The sequence below is a fragment of the Paenibacillus sp. 1781tsa1 genome (assembly GCF_024159265.1).
GTDB lineage: Bacteria > Bacillota > Bacilli > Paenibacillales > Paenibacillaceae > Paenibacillus.
Genome location: NZ_JAMYWY010000001.1, coordinates 1143712 through 1162305 on the forward strand (window position 1 = coordinate 1143712; position 18594 = coordinate 1162305).

General features: G+C 46.0%; 19 protein-coding genes and 1 pseudogene. 18 read left to right on the plus strand and 2 right to left on the minus strand.

Annotated features, from left to right (window positions below; genetic code table 11):
- The first annotated feature begins 38 nt into the window (after positions 1–38).
- From NKT06_RS05065 to NKT06_RS05135, 15 genes are all read left to right on the plus strand, one after another.
- The gene (locus NKT06_RS05065) at positions 39–770 is read left to right on the plus strand and encodes a nuclease-related domain-containing protein (RefSeq protein ID WP_253430802.1); all 732 of its coding nucleotides are present in this window, start codon (positions 39–41) and stop codon (positions 768–770) included.
- 333 nt (positions 771–1103) lie between these two features.
- Positions 1104–1994, plus strand: a complete 891-nt coding sequence (locus NKT06_RS05070) for a hypothetical protein (RefSeq protein WP_253430804.1) — start codon at positions 1104–1106, stop codon at positions 1992–1994.
- Positions 1995–2320: 326 nt separating this feature from the next.
- On the plus strand, positions 2321–2767 hold the full coding sequence (locus NKT06_RS05075) for a tellurite resistance TerB family protein (protein WP_253430806.1): 447 nt from the start codon (positions 2321–2323) through the stop codon (positions 2765–2767).
- A gap of 41 nt (positions 2768–2808) precedes the next feature.
- Complete coding sequence (locus NKT06_RS05080; protein WP_091015803.1) at positions 2809–3402, plus strand: TerD family protein; 594 nt, start codon at positions 2809–2811, stop codon at positions 3400–3402.
- 89 nt (positions 3403–3491) lie between these two features.
- Positions 3492–4067, plus strand: a complete 576-nt coding sequence (locus NKT06_RS05085; protein WP_091015801.1) for a TerD family protein — start codon at positions 3492–3494, stop codon at positions 4065–4067.
- A gap of 93 nt (positions 4068–4160) precedes the next feature.
- On the plus strand, positions 4161–4742 hold the full coding sequence (locus NKT06_RS05090; RefSeq protein WP_253430808.1) for a TerD family protein: 582 nt from the start codon (positions 4161–4163) through the stop codon (positions 4740–4742).
- Between the two features lie 26 nt (positions 4743–4768).
- Entirely contained in the window at positions 4769–6025 is a 1257-nt protein-coding gene (locus NKT06_RS05095; RefSeq protein WP_253430811.1) for a TerD family protein, read from the plus strand.
- Positions 6026–6140: 115 nt separating this feature from the next.
- Positions 6141–7361 carry an HpcH/HpaI aldolase/citrate lyase family protein gene (locus tag NKT06_RS05100; RefSeq protein WP_301290277.1) on the plus strand — a complete coding sequence of 407 codons (1221 nt, stop codon included), beginning with the start codon at positions 6141–6143 and terminating at the stop codon, positions 7359–7361.
- The gene (locus NKT06_RS05105; protein WP_253430817.1) at positions 7291–8724 is read left to right on the plus strand and encodes a phosphoribosyltransferase family protein; all 1434 of its coding nucleotides are present in this window, start codon (positions 7291–7293) and stop codon (positions 8722–8724) included. The genes NKT06_RS05100 and NKT06_RS05105 overlap by 71 nt, the downstream gene beginning before the upstream one ends.
- Positions 8721–9872, plus strand: a complete 1152-nt coding sequence (locus tag NKT06_RS05110; RefSeq protein ID WP_253430820.1) for a cysteine protease StiP family protein — start codon at positions 8721–8723, stop codon at positions 9870–9872. The genes NKT06_RS05105 and NKT06_RS05110 overlap by 4 nt, the downstream gene beginning before the upstream one ends.
- On the plus strand, positions 9872–10720 hold the full coding sequence (locus NKT06_RS05115; RefSeq protein WP_253442391.1) for an HAD family hydrolase: 849 nt from the start codon (positions 9872–9874) through the stop codon (positions 10718–10720). The genes NKT06_RS05110 and NKT06_RS05115 overlap by 1 nt, the downstream gene beginning before the upstream one ends.
- Positions 10721–11770: an ATP-grasp domain-containing protein gene (locus NKT06_RS05120; protein WP_253430823.1), complete on the plus strand. Its 1050-nt coding sequence runs from the start codon at positions 10721–10723 to the stop codon at positions 11768–11770.
- A gap of 83 nt (positions 11771–11853) precedes the next feature.
- The gene (locus tag NKT06_RS05125; RefSeq protein WP_253430826.1) at positions 11854–12606 is read left to right on the plus strand and encodes a hypothetical protein; all 753 of its coding nucleotides are present in this window, start codon (positions 11854–11856) and stop codon (positions 12604–12606) included.
- Between the two features lie 11 nt (positions 12607–12617).
- Entirely contained in the window at positions 12618–13721 is a 1104-nt protein-coding gene (locus tag NKT06_RS05130; protein WP_036606281.1) for a toxic anion resistance protein, read from the plus strand.
- A gap of 138 nt (positions 13722–13859) precedes the next feature.
- Positions 13860–14426 carry a hypothetical protein gene (locus tag NKT06_RS05135; RefSeq protein WP_253430829.1) on the plus strand — a complete coding sequence of 189 codons (567 nt, stop codon included), beginning with the start codon at positions 13860–13862 and terminating at the stop codon, positions 14424–14426.
- A gap of 805 nt (positions 14427–15231) precedes the next feature.
- Here the strand turns inward: NKT06_RS05135 and NKT06_RS05140 are convergent.
- Positions 15232–15498, minus strand: a complete 267-nt coding sequence (locus tag NKT06_RS05140; protein WP_253430832.1) for a CotH kinase family protein — start codon at positions 15496–15498, stop codon at positions 15232–15234.
- A 14-nt stretch (positions 15499–15512) separates the two neighbouring features.
- Positions 15513–15766, minus strand: a pseudogene (locus NKT06_RS31865) (CotH kinase family protein).
- 228 nt (positions 15767–15994) lie between these two features.
- On the opposite strand from NKT06_RS31865, the gene NKT06_RS05145 reads away from it, so the two are divergent.
- The 3 genes from NKT06_RS05145 (at position 15995) to NKT06_RS05155 (ending at position 18569) form a co-directional block, all read left to right on the plus strand.
- Positions 15995–16864: a LysR family transcriptional regulator gene (locus NKT06_RS05145; protein ID WP_253430835.1), complete on the plus strand. Its 870-nt coding sequence runs from the start codon at positions 15995–15997 to the stop codon at positions 16862–16864.
- A gap of 219 nt (positions 16865–17083) precedes the next feature.
- Positions 17084–17644, plus strand: a complete 561-nt coding sequence (locus NKT06_RS05150; protein ID WP_253430837.1) for an OsmC family protein — start codon at positions 17084–17086, stop codon at positions 17642–17644.
- Between the two features lie 4 nt (positions 17645–17648).
- Positions 17649–18569, plus strand: a complete 921-nt coding sequence (locus NKT06_RS05155; protein ID WP_253430840.1) for an ABC transporter permease — start codon at positions 17649–17651, stop codon at positions 18567–18569.
- Positions 18570–18594: the final 25 nt, after the last annotated feature.

Below are 18594 nucleotides of genomic sequence, written 5' to 3' on the forward strand. Positions count from 1 at the left end.
CACCCGTAACCCACACTATAATAGAACGGAGCTTGCCCATGTTCAAGAAAATCCTGTCTCTGTTCAAGACACAACCAGAGCTTGCGAACCAGATTACAGCCTCCGCTTCAGCGTTACCAGCGACGACAACCATCCCCCCGCGTATGGTCCGAAGTAAGCGGAAGAAAAAAGCGGAAGGGGATTGGACACGCCAGCCGGAGGAGCCTAGTACAGCAGATCAGCTGATAGGTCTTCCAAGTCAATATAAAGTGCTGAACGACTTACTCGTTACCAATCCGAAGTCACGCTCCGGTTATTCGCAGATTGATCATGTCGTAATCGGTCCTCGGGCAATCTTCGTGATCGAAACCCGAAATTTGACGACAGGTGAGATTCGCGGCGGAAGAAGAGAGGCCAATTGGTCGGTCAGCAGCAGCCGGGTCAAAATGTACAATCCACTCATGCAGCATCGTGCACATGTGGAAGCCATCCATGCACACCTCGGAGACTACAAAAGAGTACGTCTCGTTTCCATGGTGACCTTCACGAACCGTTGCCGCATCAGTGTTGATCCTGCTGTGAGGTATGTGAACTCGGATGAACTGATCATCTACGATCATGAATTGGTGGAAACGATTCAGCGCAAGACAGAACGACTTGAGACAGAGGTTCCCGAAACCGTATTTCAAGAGAAGGATATCCAGGCGATCTACGCTCTGTTATCATCGGTCAATTCCACCGATCCTCAGATTCGGTCAGAGCATATGGAGAAGGCCAAAGGGATCAAATAATTATTTTCATGAACACTGTTGCCATCTGGCGGCAGTGTTTTTATGTTTCTGATTTTCTGTGGTAATCCGTTCGAAAGAATTATTACTCGCCACGGATGATGCCGCAGGCATCCTTTGTAACCCAAAGCAGAACTTTGAACAATACTAATAGGCTTTAGACACAGGTATATCGTCGTATACACCCCATTTTTAACTTGTGATAAAATGTAAACCATGTCTAATTGTGTATCGCGCATGTTATCTGAAAAGATATTTTTGTAAGTGAGTGTTCAAGCCTTGAAGCAGAGGTTAATGCTTCTCAGGAATATACATAGGATAGGGGAAGATTATACGATGAAATGGAATTATACGATAAAAACATTCACAGTGATGCTTGGTTTGGCAGCGATTCTGACAGCTTGTGGTGGTGGAGCAAAAGAGACAGCATCACCGGAGTCTGCCTCGGGTACAGAAGTCGCTTCGTCAGAGACAAGCAGCCCGAATGCTGACGTGACAGAAACCGCAGCCTCCGGATCGAAAGGTAGTGAGCAGAAAGGCTCAGCTACGGAAGAATCTTCTTCCACTGATGATGGCAAGATTGGAAAAGACTCCACATTGGAAGAGTTGAAGCAGACGTATGCCGATAAGCTCGGTTATATCCGTATCCCGCTTACGGATCATCCAGTGCGTCGGGTCAGTGAGAAGGATTCCAAAAACATTAATGTGGCCAACTATAGTGATGCCGTTGTGGACATGAACGCAGAGGTGCCCATTCATTCCGATTCACAGCGGTTGATTGATGATGCTTTTCCCTTTTTCACAACGGTGCAAGCGCCTGAAGAGTCTTATGTAACCTGGGAAGAAGCAACCAATCTGGAGCGTGCCATGGTAAAAACACTGTTTATCGCTCGTGAGGGCCTGCTTATCACTGAAGATGCCATGAAAAATAAGGATTACAGCAGTACATCATTCCAGGATTCTATGGATTTCTTCAGAGTGACCGCAAAATTTGAATCCATGGCACCTGTTGCACAGCACCCCTATGACATCACGTTGACCACCTTATATGACAAAGCGCGTACTTCGTGGGGCAAGCTTGCTGAGATGGACCCGAAGCAGGATGAAGCAGCGTTTGCCGAGATGTATAAGACGACGAGAACGGATGCCAATAATGCTATGGGATTGCTTAACGTCCTGTTGTCTACGAATGAGGAAGAACGTGTAGAGGAGATTTACGGAAAATAGAATTGGTACCAATGGAATGAATCATGTAAATGCCGATGTCTTACATAGAACCCTGACTGCCGTAACGTTCGGCGGCCAGGGTTCTATGTGTTGTATATGAAGGGGATAGAAGTACAGAGAAGATTCTGGAAATTCGCTTGAAACTAAATCCAGAACGATGCGTATCATAAGGTATTAATTGTTTTTTAATGTAGAATATTGCCGTATTTCAGAGTATAGTTAAGGAATAATTTAACTTATATTCAATCATGATGTAGGAATGAAAATTACTGAAAACCATGAAAACGTGTAAGGAACACCATGTATGAAACTATTGGAGGTTGAGTATGAGTTCATTTAAAAGCTGGTTGAATTCAACAAAACAAGGACTTGAAGAGCAAGTCAAAAAGTTTAAAAATAAAGATTTTATGGACGCGGTAGTTGCAGGCTGTGCACTGGTTGCTTTTGCGGATGGCTCCATTGACGAAGCCGAGAAAAACAAGATGGCCGGCTATATTAAACTGAGCCAGGAATTAAAAGTATTCGACATGGGAGAAGTGATTACACGCTTCAATCATTACGTGGCGAACTTTGAGTTTTCTCCGGAGATCGGGAAGCAGGAAGCGCTGAAAGCTATTGGGAAATTCAAAGCCAAGCCGGATGTGGGACGCGTTATTGTGGGTGTATGCAGTGCAATTGGTTCAGCGGACGGCAACTTTGATGATCAGGAGAAAAGAGTTGTTGCCGAGATTTGCAATGTACTTGGACTGAATCCGGGTGAATTCAATCTCTAAGTAGCGTAGATATTTTTACATGTGAAGGGAGGTGAAAATCAGTGGCAAGCATTAATTTGGTCAAAGGACAGAAGATTGATTTAACCAAAGGCAATGCAGGACTTACGCAGGTGATTGCTGGTCTCGGTTGGGACCCGGTAACTGCCAAAGGATTCTTCGGAAGAAAGAAACAAGCGGATATCGATTGTGATGCATCGGCGATCATGTTGAATGAAGAAGGCAAGTTGGTTAAGGACTCCAACCTGGTTTGTTTCCACAACAAGCAAAGTGCATGTGGTTCGGTTATCCACTCAGGTGACAATTTAACAGGACAGGGAGACGGTGACGATGAACAGATCAAAATGGATCTGTCCCGTATTCCTGCTGATGTTCATAAAGTATTAATCGTTGTTAATATCTACGATTGTGTCAATCGCAAGCAAGATTTTGGCATGATTGAGAAGGCTTATATTCGTATTCTGGATGGTAAAAACTCCAGTGAGCTGGTGAAATTCAATCTATCCGATAACTACACAGGGTCAACCGCGTTGATCTGTGGTGAATTGTATCGTCATGGAGGCGAATGGAAATTCTCGGCAATTGGAGAGGGTTCCCATGCGGTACATATCAATGAACTCGCTCGCAGGTACTCCTAAGTACAAGATTTAACCTAAATCGACAATAATCCTGATCTTCATATGTCACGATAACTACAATACATTTAATTAGCGAGGATGATTATACGATGGCAATTAATCTGTCTAAAGGTCAAAAAATTGATTTGACTAAAACGAACCCAGGATTGACAAAAATCACAGTAGGCTTGGGCTGGGATACCAATAAATACGATGGCGGAAAAGATTTTGACCTGGATGTATCGGTATTCTGTGCCAATGCCAACGGTAAAGTAGAAGGCGAGAAAAACTTCATCTTCTTCAACAATCCACAAAATGAAAATGGTTCTGTAGTTCACACAGGTGACAACCGTACAGGAGATGGCGATGGTGATGATGAGCAGATCAATATCGACCTGCCTAACGTACCCGCTAATGTAGAAAAAATTGCATTCTCCATTACGATCTACGAAGCTACGGAACGTAGCCAGAATTTCGGACAAGTCTCCCGTGCTTATGTGCGAATCGTTAATGAAGCAAACAACGAAGAACTGATTCGTTTCGACCTGGGAGAAGACTTCTCCATTGAAACGGGTGTAGTTGTTGGCGAGTTGTATCGTCATAACGGCGAGTGGAAGTTCAGTGCCATCGGTAGTGGTTACCAGGATGGATTGGTTGGATTGACACGCGATTACGGTTTGCAATAGGACGTACAGTACGACTTACAGGATGGGAAGAACCGTCTCCTGGACGGTTCTCCTTTTTATTTAATCACATATCTTGGAAAGGTGGAAAAACAAATGACGATCAGTCTTGCCAAAGGACAACGTATTGACCTGACTAAGACGAATCCGGGCCTTACCCGTGTGGTAGTTGGTTTAGGTTGGGACACGAACAAATATAGTGGTGGAGTCGATTTTGACCTGGATGCTTCGGCTTTTTTGTTGTACGAAGATGGAAAAGCCAAAGGTGCGGATGACTTTGTTTTTTACAACAATCCAAGCGGTGGTGCAGGATCAGTAACACATACCGGTGACAACCGTACGGGTGAGGGTGACGGCGATGACGAGCAAGTAGTTGTTGACTTCAGCAAAATCCCTGCGCATATTCACCGGATCGGGATTACGGTAACGATCTATGATGGAGATGGACGAGGGCAGAATTTTGGACAAGTCTCCAATGCTTTTGTTCGTGTTGTTGATGCTGCAAGTGATCGGGAAGTGCTTCGGTTCGACCTCGGAGAAGACTACTCTACAGAAACAGCTGTGGTGTTCTGTGAGTTTTACCGTGCAGGTGCGGACTGGAAATTCCAGGCGGTCGGTAGCGGTTTTACGGGCGGACTTTCTGCTCTATGCAAAAATTACGGACTGGATGCACAATAACTTGGCATAAGAAAGGTGAGTCTGCAATGGCGATTTCTGTCGTGAAGGGCCAGAAGAGTGATCTGACCAAAACCAACCCGGGCTTGTCCCGTCTAACGGTAGGCATTGGTTGGGAAGCAGCTTCCGGTGTGGAGCTGGATACATCAGCATTTCTTCTGGGTTCAGACAATAAAGTGGCTGGAGATGAGGACTTTATCTTCTATAACCAGCCTTCCACCTCGTTCATCACCTATATGGATGGTGGCCAGGTTGGTGGCGAGAAGAAACAGTTCGCCATCGATCTTGGCAAAATCCCTGCTCGAATTGAGAAAATCGCCTTCAGCTTGACGATTCATGACGGTGAAGCGCGGCGCCATCATTTTGGACAGGTTCAGCGTGGTTTTCTACGGTTTGCCAATGCAGCTACAGGTCAGGAAGTGATGAGATATGATCTGGGCAGCGGTTTTACAGTGGAGACCGCGATTGTCATCGGTGAATTGTATCGCCATAACGGAGAATGGAAGTTCAATGCCATAGGGTCGGGTTTTGCAGGTGGTTTGAATGCACTATGCGCTAACTTTGGTGTGGATGTAGATGGCGGATCAGACCCTGCGCCAACCACATCAACCGTTCCTCCGATAGCTGCACCGACTCCACCGCCCCCGGTACCCGTACCAGAGCCGACACCTTCTCCTGTGAATTCGATCAATTTCAGCAAAATTGAATTGAAGAAGAAGGGAGACACCATTAACCTCAAGAAAAATGCGGGGGGACTTGGTGAAATCCTAATTAACCTGAACTGGAATCAGCAGGGCAGCAAAGGTTTATTTGGTCGCAGCAAGAGTGTGGATCTGGACTTGGGTTGCCTTTTCGAGATGAAGGATGGTACACGAGATGTGATTCAGGCCTTGGGACAGACGTTTGGTTCACTGAACCGTTTCCCTTATATTGCACTAGATGGGGATGACCGGACGGGATCTGTTAAGACGGGAGAGAATCTGCGGATTAATGGTGCCCGTATCTCGGAAATTGAGCGCATTCTGGTCTTTACCTATATTTATGGTGGTGTGGCCAACTGGTCTCAAGTAGACGGTGTGGTAACTATCCAGCAGAAGGACGGCCCGGATATCATTGTCCGAATGAATGAATACGGGAGCCCGCTTGGCATGTGTGGGATCGCGATGTTACGCAATGTGAACAATGAGACATTCAGCATTGAACGAATCGTGCAGTTCTATAATGGGCATCAGGCGTTGGACGAGGCTCATGATTGGGGAATGCAGTGGGTAGCGGGAAGAAAGTAATCATTCGTATTTTAATCAATCCCTCCAGATTAGGAGGGATTGGTTTTTATGCCCCGACAGCTTGAATCAATTCATGCAGATTGGCTATTGCCAAAGGTGCGAGGAGGAGACAATCCTGAAATATTTCAATTTTTTGAGTCTGGAAGAAGAAGATACTTTATTTTTCTCTTCACCCGTCTCGTTCAATCACCGGACTTCCAAAGATTTACTGGCATATGCTGTTGGGGCTGCTTTATATATGCCCGCGACGCGCACTCATATCGCGGACGACATTATGAATGGTAAGCATGAAGGTCTGACGACTATTATTATTGATCTGGAGGACGCTGTGGGTGACGACCAAGTAGAGTTTGCCGAGCAGTGTCTGGTGCAGCATCTAACTCAACTGATGACTTATATGGAGACAGGCATGCTCAGTCAGGATCGAATGCCTCTTCTGTTTGCCCGTGTACGTTCACCACAACAGTTGGAACGTCTGATGGATACGTTGGGAGCACTGGTATCCATGCTGACAGGTTTGGCGTTGCCCAAGTTTTGTGTGGGTAATGGAAGGGCCTATTTTGACCAGATCCGCAAGTATAATCAACGGAAACCGGATCATGTTCCCGTTCTCTATGGAATGCCTATCCTGGAGACTGCTTCTATAATCTATCGGGAAACAAGATGGGAGACCTTGCTGGACCTTCGAAACATCCTCGATGAAAATGAGGAATATGTGCTCAATGTACGCATTGGTGCAACCGATTTCTCCAGCCTGTTTGGACTACGCCGAAGTCCAGAATTGACCATATACGATATCGCCACGATCCGTGACTGCATCTCGGATATCATCAATCTATTCGGTAGGATGGACAAGCCGTACGTGATCTCAGGTCCTGTCTGGGAATATTTTAGCCAGCGGGAGCGCGTGTTCAAACCTCAATTACGACAGACACCATTCGAAGAAACTCTCGGCAAATCCGGGCTGCATCTGAGAATGAAATATATTACGAACACAATGGATGGATTGATGCGTGAAGTCATGATGGACAAGGAAAATGGAATTGTAGGCAAAACGATCATTCATCCTTCTCATATCAAGCCTGTACAAGCGATGTACGTTGTTACACATGAGGAATATTCGGATGCCCAAGACATCATAGCCCGCAATGACGGTAGCCTGGGTGTGTTCAAAAGTAATTACTACAACAAAATGAATGAGATTAAACCCCACTTGAGCTGGGCAAATCGCATTCTAATCCGATCACAAATATATGGGGTGTTACATGAACAGCAGCATTTTGTCGGGCTCTTGCCCAAACATGAACAACAACAAAACTACGTTCCCAATTCTTGATCAATTCAGTCTGAATGTTCAGGTTACACATAACCCGTTGCAACTTCCACTGGAATCACTATTTTCAATGGCTGCACGAATCAATAAGAAACGTTCATTTTTGTTTGTAAGCAAACTGCTGGGCAAGCACATCCCGGTTAACCCGTATACCTCGCTTCTGAGCGGGGCGGCATTGGCTGTTCTGTTATATGAGCACCTGACTGAGGAGACGGAAGAGACGAAAGTTCAGGTGGCCGAGTGGAAACGTGAGATGGTCAAGGGGCTTATTGATCCCCAGCAAGCCCGGCAAGTGTACAACATGCTGTTGCAAGAAAAGTTGAGTTTACCGGAAATAATTCGTTTTGTTGGTTTTGCGGAGACAGCTACAGCGTTGGGCCACAGCATGTACGAGATGTTTGCTGATCATGCTTCCTACATTCATACCACTCGTGAATATGTGCCAGCGATGCATCCGGATATTCAATTTGAAGAAGAGCATTCCCACGCGATGTCTCATCGTTGTTATGCGTTGGATCATGAAGCCTTTGCAGGAGAGGGCCCGATTGTGCTGGTGGACGATGAGATTACGACGGGCAAAACAACGTTGAATATCATTCGGGATATCCAGGCCAGCTATCCCCGGAAGCAATATGTGATTGCTTCATTGCTGGATTGGCGCACGGAAGCAGACGAGCTCCGTTTTGCCGAGCTGGAAGCTGAGCTGGGAATTACAATTACTCCGTTAAGCCTGTTGAAGGGCCGCATTGAAGTGGCGGGGACTCCGCAGTTGGAAGCAACACAGCAAGATGAGAAGCTGCCCCAACATGCCGTAACGTTTCAGATATCTACTGTTGCCGATGCCTTTGATCAACTTCATGCTACTTCGGAGGATGGCGAAGGTAAACGTAGCACAGCGAGCTACGTCCAGCTTACGGGCAGGTTTGGTATGCAATCCCGGCATAATGGCGTATTACGTCAGGAGATTAGCCGGATTGCAGAACGACTTCAGTCGCAGCGTACGGGAGAACGGACGTTGGTGATGGGAACAGGGGAGTTCATGTATATTCCGATGCGTATTGCCGCCGAGATGGGAGAAGGCGTGTTCTATCAATCCACTACCCGCAGTCCAATCCATACACATCCGGCTCCCGGATATGCTGTTGTTAGTGGTGCTGGATATGCCTCACCTGAAGACGCATCCGTTCGTAACTTTATCTATAACATCGCTCCGGGACAATATGACGAGATTTTTGTTCTGCTGGAGAGACAGATGTCCGAAGAACGAATGGAACCGATGTTGAAGGTACTGGGGCAGTTGGGATGTGGACACATCCATATCGTATATTGCGGCTTGCCAGAGAAGACAGGGGACAACGAGCAATGAACTTAACTACACTGGAGCTAATCAGACAACGTGAGATTCCGTCTCCCGAGCGGATGGGCAGTTATGATGCATCGGACGTTGTTTTCCTACTGAAGGATATCAGCCATGTGGATCTGGAAAAGGGAACGGGTGAACGGGAGCAAGCGATCCAATCCGGGGTTCATTATTCGGAGATGCTGCCCGTGGAATACCAGCCCACAGCAGAATACATCGAGCTGTTCCATCAGACACTGGAACAATCCGCTGCAAGAATCGCGCGTCATACCGCTATTGTGGCTGAGAAGATTGTAGAGCGCAGAGGACTGAATCTTGTTCTGGTATCTCTGGCTCGAGCCGGAACGCCTGTGGGCATCCTGATCAAGCGTTATATTGAATTGAAATACAAGGTGACGATTCCGCATTATAGCATTTCGATTATTCGTGGCAAGGGTATGGACGAGAACGCAATTTTATATATTTTACAGCAGCATGGTCTGGAAACTGCCATTCAATTTGTAGACGGTTGGACCGGCAAAGGGGCTATTCGCAAAGTGCTGAAAGAGTCCTGTGATCAAATGGAACGGACTTATGGTGTAAGTCTTGATGATGATCTTGCCGTGTTGGCCGATCCGGGGCAATGTTCAGGCACGTTTGGGACGAGGGAAGATTATCTCATTCCTAGCGCTTGTCTGAATTCCACCGTCTCGGGACTGGTGAGCCGTACAGTACTTCGAGATGATCTGATTGGGCCGGCAGATTTTCACGGAGCCAAATGGTATCGCGAATGGTCCTCTGCGGATGTGTCGACCCAATACGTGGATACTATCGCTCAGCATTTTCCGCAGATGATGGACCAAGTGGAGACTCGCTCGGACGACAATGCTACCGATACTTCGGAAATCACCTGGAAAGGCTGGCAGGATATCGAGTCCATCCAGCAATCCTTTGGTATTGCGAACATCAATCTGATCAAACCGGGAATCGGGGAAACAACCCGAGTTCTGTTGCGCCGGGTCCCCTGGAAAATTCTTGTGGATCGACTGGACAATCCGGATTTACAACATATCATGATGCTCGCCAGAGACAGAAATGTGCCGGTTGAGGTATATCCGGGACTAACCTATTCCTGTTGCGGCATTATTCAATCCCTGGGAGGTGGCGGAGAATGATGATCTACGCAAGTGATCTGGACCAGACGCTGGTGTACTCCCGTCGTGCGCTCCGTATTCCCGAAGATACACCGGGACTTGTTCCCGCAGAGTGGATTAACGGCAAGTTGTCCGCTTTTATGTCAGCATATGCACTGGAGCGATTGCAGTCTTTGCCACAAGACATTGTATTTATGCCTGTGACTACACGTACAGTGGAGCAGTACCGGCGCATTCATATTTTTCAGACGGAATGTATTCCGAAATATGCGGTGACGAGTAATGGGGGAAACATCATTGTTGACGGTCAGGTAGACGATGAATGGAACTTGCATATTCGTTCTTTGCTTCGTCAGCAGGCAGCTGCTCCCGAAGAGATCCTGGATTTATTTGACGATGTACTGAGCCCGGAATGGGTGATTAACCAGCGATTGTGTGATGAGCTGTTCTATGCATTGTTGATCGAACGTGACAAGCTTCCAATGGAGCGTATTGCCGACAAGATTCGGGTGTTAGAGACGCTTGGATGGGAGAGTTCGATTCAGGGTCGGAAGCTCTATCTGGTGCCTTCGGCCGTAAACAAACGAGCTGCAGTGGAGCATATTAGGCAACGCATTGGCGATGTGCCTGTGATTGCTTCGGGCGATTCCTTGCTGGATCGCTGTTTGCTGGACTTTGCGCAGCATGCCATTGCTCCATCTCACGGAGAGTTGCATGTGGAGAGACAGCGTGTGCCTGAGCAAGTACCGTATCAATTTACGGAACAATTTGGTGCATTTGCAGCAGATGAGATTCTCGATTACGTTCACCGTATTCATAACGATCAACAGATCCAGAGACACCATGCCGAGATAAGGGAGACCGTATAAATGAAAAAAATGAAGATTTACTTCAACCGTTGGTTCTCTGTAACGTATCATTATATGAATGCAATTCGGGACAATGAGGATGGGTTGGAATTTGAAATATACGGCACGCATCCTGATCCGGGACACATGGCATTACAGGGCTGTGATGTTGCAGAAGTTGAACCGCGTGTAACGGGCCGGGAATATGTAGATTTTTGCCTCGACTTTTGCCGTCGTCATCAGATTGATGTCTTTATTCCGCGCTGGAACATGCTGGACATCAGCAGACATATCTCCCTGTTTGAAGAGATCGGTACACGGGTTATCGTATGCTCGGACACGGAATTGCTGGAACAATTGATGGAAAAAGACCGGTTCTATGAATCGGTACGTGAGAAGGGCATTATGGAGATTCCGGATTATTTCACGGTCAGTAATGCTGCTCAATTCCAGCAAGCCTATGAGGCGTTGCGTGCACGTGGACATGATGTATGCTTCAAACCATGTAATGGTGAGGGCGGCATGGGATTCCGTGTGATCAACAATGAGCGTGATCCGTTGCAGGAGTTGTTCGGATATGCGCTGAACTCGATTTCATATGAAGATGCCCTGCGTGCGTTCTCTTCTGCTCCGTCCTTTCAAAATGTCATGGTGATGGAGGTACTGGAAGGATATGAATACAGCATAGATTGTCTTTCGGATAGCAATGGGAAACTTATAACGGCCATTCCGCGTAGAAAAGAAAGAGGACGTTTGCGTTTGCTCGAAGAAAACGAGGAACTGCTGGCAATTGCCCGTAATGTGGCAGAGGTATATCGGATTCCTTATAATTTTAATATACAGATGAAGTATCGCAAGGATACACCGAAGCTGCTGGAGATCAATCCGCGTATGTCGGGTGGGTTGCACATGTCTTGTCTGTCGGGCGTGAACTTCCCGTATCTGGCGGTTAAGTCTGCACTTGGCCATGATATTGGACCCCTTCATCCGAAGTTTGGCATATTGGGAAGTCATATCGAGCAGCCATATATAATCGACGTTCAGAAGGTAAGCGGAGTACACCACGTCTAGCTGAGAAATTCCCTCAACATTGACACCTTCTGGATGGTTTTTTTACAATACGGATAAGTGTTGTTAAGGCAGGAGGACAAGTAATGTTACGGAAAACGAAGATAGGTATAGGCGCATTGGTCGGTTATGGTCTCGCGGCGATCACGAGTCCCTTTCTACCGGATGTCATCACGTGGGCAATTCCGGCACTGGCAACTGTGGTCGGGGGATTGATTCCTTCACGTTCCACGCCACGCACACAGGTGGAGGGTTCGTCATCAGCCCATGTACCCATAACAGATATCGGAAATGAACCATCCCGCTTGAATGGTGGACAAGCACCGAGCGCAGTGCCAACAGGGGCAAGAGAAGCTTCTCTGGTACAGCCTCATTCGAGCTCCACTCCCGCACAACATGCGGGCTCAGAACAAGCAAAGCCTTCCCGGACCGAACCAGATCCTGTATTTGATCCGGTGATTGAATACCTGGAAGTTCTGGAGGACATGATTATCTCCGAAGGTCAGAAGAACGAGCTGGATAATGAGATCGTGGAGAAATCACTGGCTTTGTTTGCCCGTCTGCAGCGTGTAATTCCTTCCCTTCAGGAGCTAAACAACGGGGATATTAACCATACGGTGCGCAGACTGATTTTAAAAGACCTGAACGGTTTTATTAATCCATTTCTACGATTGAGCGGAGAAGCCAAACGGAACAATCGCCGTATGCTTCTGAATGGCCTTCGAGACGTGGATTCCAAGATATCGGATATTGTATCAACGATTGAACATAAAGACTTAATGGAGCTTCAGAACAAAGCGGAACTAATACATCAACGGTATAACAGCTCTGAATTATAGGAGGGATTGGCATGGCAACGGAATGGGCTCAGTTGAAGCAGGAAGATGAGCAACGGATTAACCAGGAAGCAACGCAGCTTATTCAGAAAGTGTCCCAAAGTGATCCGGCTCACCTGGATACCTTAATGGATGATATCGGTAAATTGGGTGTGAAAACACAAGAGAGAGCAGGACAGACCCTCAAGTTGCTTGATCGCCCAGTCAATGAACTGATGTCCGGGAATCGGGCAGAGGTATCAAACATGATCCTGAAGCTCCGTGATGAATGCGAGAGTCTGCAGCAGAGTAAAAATGTGAGTTTTGTGGGGAAATTGTTACGCAAGAGCCCGCTGAAAAACTACGTGTACCGGTATCAATCCGTTCGTACGAACATTGATGCGATTATTAACGGGTTGCGGGACGGTAAGGACAACCTGGAAGAAAGCATCGTGAACATGCGTCAGCTGAAACGTTCTTCCATTCAGGAGATCTACAATCTGCAGACCAAAATCTCCTTTGGTAATCAATTGAAAGCATTGTTTGAAACCGAGATCGCCAAGCCTGAGAACGAGAATCGTAAAGCGCATCTGGAGCGTGGATTGCGTAAGGTGGTTACACGTACCCAATCCATGACAGAGATGATTATGCTGTACAACCAGGCGATTGCAGCTACCGACATCATTAATGACAACAATGACAAGCTGATTGATTCAGTGAATAATGCCATTGATAAAACAGCAAATCTGATCACCGTTTCGGCCATGATTGCGATGGCACTTAATGATCAGGAGAAGGTCATCTCTGCTGTGGAAGCGACCAATAAGACAATTGAAGATCAATTCAAGGAAAACGCCAGATTGCTGAAAACAACAACAGAGAAAACGAATGAGTTGTTGTCCAAACCGGCCATGTCTCTTGAAGCGGTCAATCAGGCGATGGGTGATCTGATGTCTGCGCTGGATCTGTCCGAGCAGTCGAATCGCCGTATCATCGAGAGCTGTAATGACTATACCAACAAGATGACAACACTTAACGCCAAAATGAGTGATCGACTGGGTCTGGAAGGGCCGAAAGCTGCTGCCATTCCGGAGAAAAACAAACCGGATTCCAGTGCTTTAGGATCTTTCCTAGATTAGGGTAGGACTCGCTGCATATCGTATCGAGATTGCTACATGGTTTTATTTTCTACGAGGGACGCTGAGTGCGTCTCTTTGTTTCATTTATTTGATAGAATGAAGGTAAAATCTGGGGTTGTGCGAAGGAGCTTGCTGAACATGCTGGACTTTTCATTCGAGATTATTGATGAGACCAAAATTAATATTCAATACAAATATGGCAGTCAGTTCTTTAACTTTAACCTGTATTATGCCAACGGGAATTGGACGCTTCATCCATTTGACGGCATACTGATCCAAAATCGTGAAATGTGCAGTCTGATTGTGTCTGAACTGCTCCGTAACAAGGACTTTCATGTCATGTTGGCCAAAGAGAAAATTATCCTATCTCAGCTGCGTACGAGTGTTAATCTCCAGTCCAATGAGCCGGATGAATGGGTAGCAGATCGGAGAAACGCAGATTATTCCAGACATGATGATGAGTTGATGGATTACATAGGGAACCACAGTTTCGAAGACATATTACAGCTTGAGCAAGAACAGGTTGAGGCCAGAGTGCAATTCTTCCAACAGATCATTCAGAGAATGTTTATGGAGGGACTTGGACCGGAAGATGCTGATTTTATTAAAGTTCAAGCCGTGATACGGATATATAAAGAGACATACGATCGTCTTGGTGAGTTGAAGGATCACAATAGGGGAGATCGTGGACGCAGAAGATGGTAGGATGTAAAGTTGAAAAAAAGGTTCATCAGCCATAGGCAGATGAACCTTTGTGTTCTTCGGATACTCAAGGGAGGTGAATGGTTTGGATATGATCGGTATGCATCATTAAAGAAGTCTCATCTGCTTCTACCAATGCAAGCAAGTGGCTGTCTGCATTCTTTAATAACCCTGCTCGGTAAGGCTTGCAACCGAGGTTGAGTACAACAAGTTCACCTATCATGCTTTTGACATGTGATTCATTAACGTAGACGATCCCTTCTTTACAGCTCATTTCCATATAGTCCCAGCGTACGTCCGTACGTACCTTGTACTGAATCAGGTCCTCCCCGGTTAATTTTGCTCTCTCTCCCCAACAAACTTCTTATTCCTTGACCATTCATAGACATAGTGTTTTAAGTTTTACCCCTTCCATGATATAAGTTCAGATGGACAAAAATGGTGGATGTGATTCTGATCCCTTCCATTCGTCATTCATGTCTGCCTGTAGTTTAAGCATAAGTGACATGCCTTTTGAAGGGACTAGCCAGTTAACTATATTTATATTAATTTGGCTATAATCTATTAGAATGTATGTATATTTATAGATTAATAACTCGATTATTCCGCATTATGACAAGTGAAGTTGGATGTGACATGTACAGGACTGTGTATTCGCCGTACGACTTTCTGTGCTTCTGCATAGGATGGTGTACGAGTCTGCGGGCGAATCTTACAGGTACTCGAAAGGCGGATGGAAATGGCTCTTCCTGTCTACCATATCAGCTTGTCTCCAACCGAATATCAACAGTTAACGTCCAATATATGGTCAGAGACGTTTGTGAACAGCACGATGCAGATGGACGGCAGGCCGTTTCCAATCCGGATTCGATACCGGGGAGGACATACCGCTCTTGATTTTCTCATACCATGTGTAATTCTGATGAAATCTATCAAAGTTCCCTGTAAGCACAGCTTCACTTAACCAGCGTAAATAATTGTCCGTATCCATTCTCGATTGTAAAAAACGAAACAATTCCAGCCTGGACTTTGTGTTCAACTGCTGAATAAAATTACGCAGCCTTGTGCGATCCACATCCTTACCCCGAATTAAGCTATACCCGGACAATAGATCGGTGCTTCAGCAGAGGTATCTGAATTTATCGTAAAACCAGCATGATCATTCACCGCATAGAAGATGCTGCGCACAGGGATTTTCCTTTGGCGAAAAAAGAAGGATTTCACACCTTCGATCCGCAGGTATACACCCTGAAGCTGCCCATTCAGATAGAGTACTGTTGGGAAGACGGAGCGGGTACACGAATCGACTCAAAAAAGCGAAACGAAAGTGCATTGCGCAGCAACGAAGGATCATCATACTCCGCATTAAAATGGTACGTCCTGCTGGCCGTGCGAATCTCAAATGATTTTTTGACATAGCCAACTTGTTGTTTTTCCCGTTAATGGACATTTCACTGAATCGTCCACGGGCGTTCAGCAAAATTTCTATACAAACAAATTAAAGTAATATAATATAATTTAAAATCAGAGTTAATTAATTGGAATAGTTTGTATTGACAGGGGGGAATGAAGTGGAAGAACGGGATTGGAGAATTCTGCAAGAATTGTACAAGCATCGTAATATTACAAAGACTGCGCAGAATCTGTTCATGTCACAACCAGCGCTAACAGGAAGGATTCAGCAAATCGAGAGAGAATTTGAAATCACGATTGTACAAAGGGGAAGAAGAGGCGTAGATTTTACTCCCCATGGTGAATATATGGCAAAAGCAGCTGATGAAATGCTCAAAAGATATCAACATATCAAGGATGATTTACTTAAGCTGAATGACCAGGTTACCGGGACACTGAGACTTGGCGTCGGCTATTTTTTTACCAAGAACAAGCTCCCTCGGATGCTGCAGATGTTCAAGGAACTATATCCGGAGGTTGAGTATAAGGTCATTACTGCACGCAGTAAAACCATTCATAACCTGATATTGAATCAAGATATCCATATCGGTCTCATTCGGGGGGATTATACATGGAACGGTGAAAAACATTTTCTGTTTCAGGACACGTTATGTGTAGTGTCCAAGGAAGCGTTCACTCTTGAAGAACTGCCACATCGGCCTCGGATTGATTACAGGACAGATCAGGTTCTTAAATCTGAAATCGATAATTGGTGGTCCGACCATTATTCCGTACCTCCCAGAATAGGCATGGAGGTCGACCATGCAGACTCAGCCAGGGAGATGGTGATGAATGGATTGGGATATGCCATCATGCCAAGCATGTACTTCAACGGAGAGAAACTGATGAAAATTCATATCAAGAACAGGAAGGGGGAACCCATCATCCGTCGGACATATATGTTTTATCACCAGGAATTTATGCAGCTTAATCAGGTCAATGCTTTTGTGCAATTTCTGAAAAATTTCGATTTCAACAAATCCCTATAGGTATCATAGGGATTTGTAATGGTTAAGCATAGCGATTTCTTATTTTATTTATCTCACGCATTCGGTTAAAGTGAATTACAGCTACATTTCCAGTAAACGTCGTCACAAGAATGGATAAATCAGTTGAAAAACCAACTAAACACATAGGTTAATTCAATTTTAATGCTGTTCTGCGATTTGATGTGAATCTGACACAAATATCTAAGGGAGATGGAAATTATGGCAACGTTGAATGAGTACCTTGCACAGAAAAGAGAAGCCGCACAGGCGTTACATCAACAGGCACTAGCCAACCCGGAGCCAAGAAACTATTCCGCCAAGGTACGCGCGGCAGGTAGAAGTGGAATCCGCGAGATTCGGATCAGAGATTTTCAGATCATTAGCGACAGTCCCGAAAATTTTGCCGGATATAGTCTTGGCCCGGCATCGCCGGAAATTCAACTGGGTGTTCTGGGCAGCTGCATGACTCACATCACATTGATCCAGGCTGCCAAGCTCGGCATTTCGCTGGAATCCCTCGAGATCGAGGTCCATGGACAGGAACATCCCCTGGCAGGACAAGAAGGGTATGAAAATGTCCCTATCTATCCGCACAATATTCATTACAAAATTCACATCACCTCTGACGAGAGCCCCGAGAAAATCAAGGAACTTCATGAAACGGTTGAGCGAGTATGTCCTATATACAATCTTTTGCTTAATCCTCAGACCATTACAGGCGAGGTTGTGTTAAATACTGTCTCCGGTCTTCAAGGAGTAGCATCAGAACAAGGGAATTAAAAGAATGGCCAAATATATCGTTCGATCCTTGCTTCAGATTGTACCGGTTCTCTTCATTATTACAATGATTGTATTTATACTCGTTCATGTCACAGGTGATCCCGTAGCTATGATGCTTCCAGATACAGCCACGGCTGAAGACAGGCAGGTTCTGAGGGCTGCCTTGGGTCTGGATCGGCCTTTATATGTACAGTATTCCATATTTGTATCCAATTTGCTGCGAGGGGACTTCGGTGACTCATTCCGTTACGGTCAAGCCGCCCTGCCTATCGTATTGGAGAGATTACCTGCCAGCTTCGAACTGGCGACGGCATCGATGGTCGTAGCCTGCTGTATTTCTATCCCTCTTGGCATATGGTCGGCGGTCAAACGCAACTCGTTTATGGATCTGTTGATCTCGGGCATATCCGTTCTTGGCAAGGCGATGCCTAACTTTTGGGTAGGGATCATGCTGATCCTGCTTGTCTCCGTCAAACTGGAATGGACGCCCGTGTCGGGAAGAGGCGGCTTCTCACACTTGATTCTACCTGCGCTCACACTGGGCACTGGCATTGCCGCCGAGATGACTCGGATGATTCGTTCAAGCTTTCTTGAAATTATCGGTCAGGATTATATCCGGACGGCGCGAAGCAAGGGGCTCCGGGAAATGGTAGTCTTGGGTAAACATGCTCTGAGGAATGCCCTGATTCCGGTCGTGACGATATCTGGATTGCAGCTGACCAATCTGGTCAGTGGATCGCTGGTCACCGAAACGGTTTTTTCATGGCCAGGCATGGGCCTGCTTATTGTCCAAGCGATCAACACGCATGATATGGCGATCATACAGGCTGCCGTATTCATTATTGCATTTATCGTAATCTTGATTAATCTGCTTACAGACATCGTGTACAAGCTATTGGATCCACGGATTAAATACAGCTCCTAATGTCCGACGTCATTAATCCTACTTA